Annotated in this window: 3 protein-coding genes; 2 read left to right on the top strand and 1 reads right to left on the bottom strand. The window is 70.7% G+C overall.

Annotation, left to right across the window (positions count from 1 at the left end):
• Positions 1-300 precede the first annotated feature (300 nt).
• Entirely contained in the window at positions 301-1,584 is a 1,284-nt protein-coding gene (locus VIB55_RS05785; protein ID WP_331875717.1) for a DUF1343 domain-containing protein, read from the bottom strand.
• A 171-nt stretch (positions 1,585-1,755) separates the two neighbouring features.
• Between VIB55_RS05785 and VIB55_RS05780 the strand changes: the two genes are divergently transcribed.
• Together VIB55_RS05780 and VIB55_RS05775 are read left to right on the top strand one after the other, a co-directional pair.
• The gene (locus VIB55_RS05780) at positions 1,756-3,006 is read left to right on the top strand and encodes a GNAT family N-acetyltransferase (RefSeq protein ID WP_331875716.1); all 1,251 of its coding nucleotides are present in this window, start codon (positions 1,756-1,758) and stop codon (positions 3,004-3,006) included.
• Positions 3,007-3,101: 95 nt separating this feature from the next.
• On the top strand, positions 3,102-3,903 hold an 802-nt coding region (locus tag VIB55_RS05775), incomplete at its 3' end, for an ABC transporter substrate-binding protein (protein WP_331875715.1).

The raw sequence follows: 3,903 nt of genomic DNA, 5'->3' as shown, positions 1-3,903 counted from the left end.
CAGGAAACAGCCAGTGGAGTGCATCCCGCTGCTACTGGGCACCACGCTGGCTTTTACCCCTGTTTCACGCAGAGGACGCAGAGAAGACAGAGAGGACGCAGAGAAATTCGTTTACTCTCTGCGTCCTCTCCGTTCCCTCTGCGACCTCTGCGTGAAACGTGATCCCCCAGTCGCTGCGGTCTGCGGTGTCAGGTCCAACCGCCCCGCGGCCGCTTCTTCGGGATGACAGGAAAGACGGTGGGGGGACGGCATGGTCGCCGTCCCCCCGCTTCTTCTATCGTCGTATCCGCGTCACCGCGTCTATCGATAGAGCCGGTACCGCGCCCGCTTCTGCTCCCACGCCTGCAGTTCCTCTCGCCAGCGGGCCTGGATCAGCCGCGGGTCTTCGCCGCGGTCGAAGGCCGCGCGCGCCCAGGTGCTGCCGATCATCTGCGTGAACCCCGTGTTCATGATGCGGAAGCGCTCCGGGTTCTGCCGCTTGGCTTCCGTCAGCAGCACCAGCGTGGTGAAGACGGGCTGAAAGGCGCGGCGGTCCGTCACCTGGATGCGCAGCGAGGTGAACGCGGTGTCGCGATAGGTGGTGTAGACGGCAGGGTCCTTCGTGGGGCGGATCTCCTCCGGCACCAGCCGCACCCCCGGCAGGTCGTACTGCGCCACCGCCTGCAGCAGCCGGTTCGCGTCCAGCCACGGCGCGCCGAAGTAGTGGAAGGGCTCGTCCGTCCCGCGCCCGGCGTGCACGTTGGTCGCCTCCGCCAGCACCAGCCCGGAATAGATGAGCTCCGCCGTCACCGAGCGGATGTTGGGGCTCGGCCGCACGAAGGGAAGCCCCGTCTGGTCGAAGAACGCGTCGGGGCGCCACCCCTCCGCCGGGACCACGTGGAGATCGACCCCCAGGTTGGCGTCGCCGTTGTAGTAGCGCGCCACCTCGCCCACCGTCATCCCGTGGCGCAGCGGCGTGGGATAGTAGCCGGTGATCACCTGCGTGACGTTCTTGACGTCCATGTGCATCACCGGGCCCTCGGAAACGTCGGTGATGGGGTTGGGGCGGTCCAGCACCACGAAGGGAATCCGGTGCCGGGCCGCCTCTTCCATGGCCATCGCCATCGTCCAGACGAAGGTGTACGGCCGCGCGCCGATGTCCTGGATGTCGAACACCAGCACCTCCACCCCCTGCAGTTCCTCGGCGGTGGGGCGCTGCGTGCGGTCGTACAGGGAAAAGACGGGAACGCCGGTCCGGGCGTCGCGGCCGGCGGTCACCGTTTCGCCGGCTTCCATGTCGCCGCGGATGCCGTGCTCGGGGCCGAACAGCGCCACCAGGTTCACCCCGCTGCGCCGCAGGAAGTCGGCGGCGTGCTCGCCCCCGCGCGTGACGGCGCTCTGGTTGGTGATCAGCCCTACGCGCTTTCCGGCAAGCAGGTGCATGGAGTCGCGCACCAGCACCTCCAGCCCGGGCACCACCTGGGCACGAGGCTCGGGGGTGCCGCCGATCCGCCCGCCGGCGGCCGCGGGCTGGCAGCCGGCCAGGGAAACGCCCAGCGCCACGAGCAGCGCCGGGATGCGGGAAAGTGAAAGGGGGTGTGGCATCTCGGATCCCGTTCGCGAAAGAGGGCCGTCCACCACCGGCGGCGGATGGCACGGTACACGCATCGGCGCGGGAGCATGTTCCCGCGCGTCGGCAGGCCGCCCCGACGCTGCGAAAGGCGGGCCATCGGCAGAACGTGACGGGGGATCGATGAAGGTTGGGGGAGGACAGGGGTGAGCGAAACGTTCCGCCCGGCGCGCCCGGATGAAATCGACGACGTGGCCCGGCTGGAGGCGCACAGCTTTCCCGCGCCGGACCGGGGCCACGAGTGGTGGGAAGACTTCCTTCTGAACGGCCCGCACGGCGGGATCGAGGCGCTGTGGGCCGCCGAGGAGCGCGGCCGGCTGGTGGGCGCCTGCCAGCTCCTGTGGATGCGCCAGTGGATCGGCGGGGTGGCGATGCCGGTGATGGGGCTGGGCTCGGTGGCCATCGCCCCCACGCACCGCAAGCGGGGCCTGGCCACGCGCCTGCTGATCGCGGGCTTCGAGCACGCCCGCGAGCGCGGCGACGTGGGATCGGTGCTGTATCCGTTCCGCGCCTCGTTCTACGAGGGCCTGGGATACGGGCTGGCCGGCGAGGCCCACCAGTACCAGGTGCCGCCGTCGCTGCTGCCGGACGACAAGCAGGAGCGCATGCGGGTGCGGATGGTGGACGGCGAGGACGACGAGGCCGCCATGCGCGCCATCTACCGCGAAGCCGCGCAGCGCCTGCAGACCGGCCAGCTGGACCGCACGGAGCGCAACTGGCGGCAGAGCTGGAAGCGCGACGACCTGGCGGCCGTGCTGTACTGGGGCGAGAGCGGCGAGGCCGAGGGCTACGCCATCGTTCGCTACCGGGCAGACCTGCCCATCGACCGGCGCTTCATCGAGCTGGAGGAGCGGGTGTGGCTGTCGCTGCCGGCCCAGCGCGGCATCTACGCCTGGCTTTCCAGCCTGGGCGACCAGTGGCGCGAGGTGGTGTACCGCGCCCACCCGGAAGAAGGGTTCGGCGACCGGCTGAGCGAGCCGCGGCTGCCGCTGCTCTCCGCGCCGAGCTGGGGGCTGTGGTTTCCCAGCGCCACCCTGCTCCGCGGGCCCATGTTCCGGGTGCTGGACGTGCCCGGCGCACTCGCGCTGCGGCAGCTGGCGGTGAACTGCGACATGACGCTGGTGCTGGAGGTGGACGACGAGCAGATCCCGGAAAACCGGGGGCCCTGGCGGGTGCACCTGGACGGGCGCCGCATGGAGGTGGAGCCGTACACGGGTGGGCACATCGACGCCACCATGCGGCTGCCGGTGGATACGCTGTCGCGCATCTTCATCGGCGCGATCGCCCCGTGGCAGGCGGTGGCCGGGGGCCTGGCCACCATCGACCGCCCCGCGGTGATCCAGCGGCTGGACCAGGCCCTGGCGGTGCCCAAGCCGTGGATGTTCGACCGGTTCTGACGGGGGCGACCGGCAGTAGGAATCGGGGAAGGGATCGAGGGGGAGCAGCCGGCTTCGGCAGGGGCCGGAGGTCACGCGAGCAATGGGGAGGCGAGATGCGGGGACACACGTGGGGGCGGCGGACGGCCGCGTTGACGACGGTGATGCTGGCGTTCGCCATGGCGGCGTGCGGCGGCGGCGGGGGAGACCAGAAGGCGCAGGGGCCGGCGGGTGAGGACGCCCCCGCGGCCAACTTCAAGACGTTCACGGGCCACGCCCCCGGCGGCAGCCTGATCGTGCTGGCCGAGGGCGACCCCGACGACCTGAACCCGCTGACCTACGACAGCAACACCGCGTATCAATTGGTGCACCTGATGTTCCGCGCGCTGGGCCGGCGCGACAGCACGCTGGTCACCTACACGCCGGACCTGCTGCAGGGGTGGGAGCAGCCCGACAGCGCCACCGTGCTGCTGAAGGTGCGCCCCGGCCTCAAGTGGCACGACGGGCGGCCGGTGACGGCGAACGACGTCGTCTTTACCATCGAGCGGCAGAAGGACCCCAAGACAGCGTCGCCCCGCACGGCCGACGTGGCGGGGGTGGAGACCGTTCGGGCCACGGACAGCATGACGGTGGAGGTGAAGCTCAACCGCACGGGGCCGTCCACCCTGAACGCGCTGCTGGAGGTGGTGCCGGTTCCCAGGCACCTGCTGGAATCCGTCGCGCCCGAGGCGCTGCGCCACGCCCCCTTCAGCAGCAACCCGGTGGGCAACGGGCTCTTCCGCTTCGGCACCTGGCAGAAAGGGCAGCAGGTGACGGTGGTGGCCAACGAGGACGCGCCCGAGGGACGGCCCGCGCTGGACCGCATCGTCGTCCGCAACGTTCCCGAGCCCACGGCCCGACTGACGGAGCTGATGAACG

This window comes from Longimicrobium sp. (genome assembly GCF_036554565.1).
Classification (GTDB): domain Bacteria; phylum Gemmatimonadota; class Gemmatimonadetes; order Longimicrobiales; family Longimicrobiaceae; genus Longimicrobium.
Note: the sequence above shows the minus strand (reverse complement) of the source record. Positions and strands in the feature narration are given on the sequence as shown.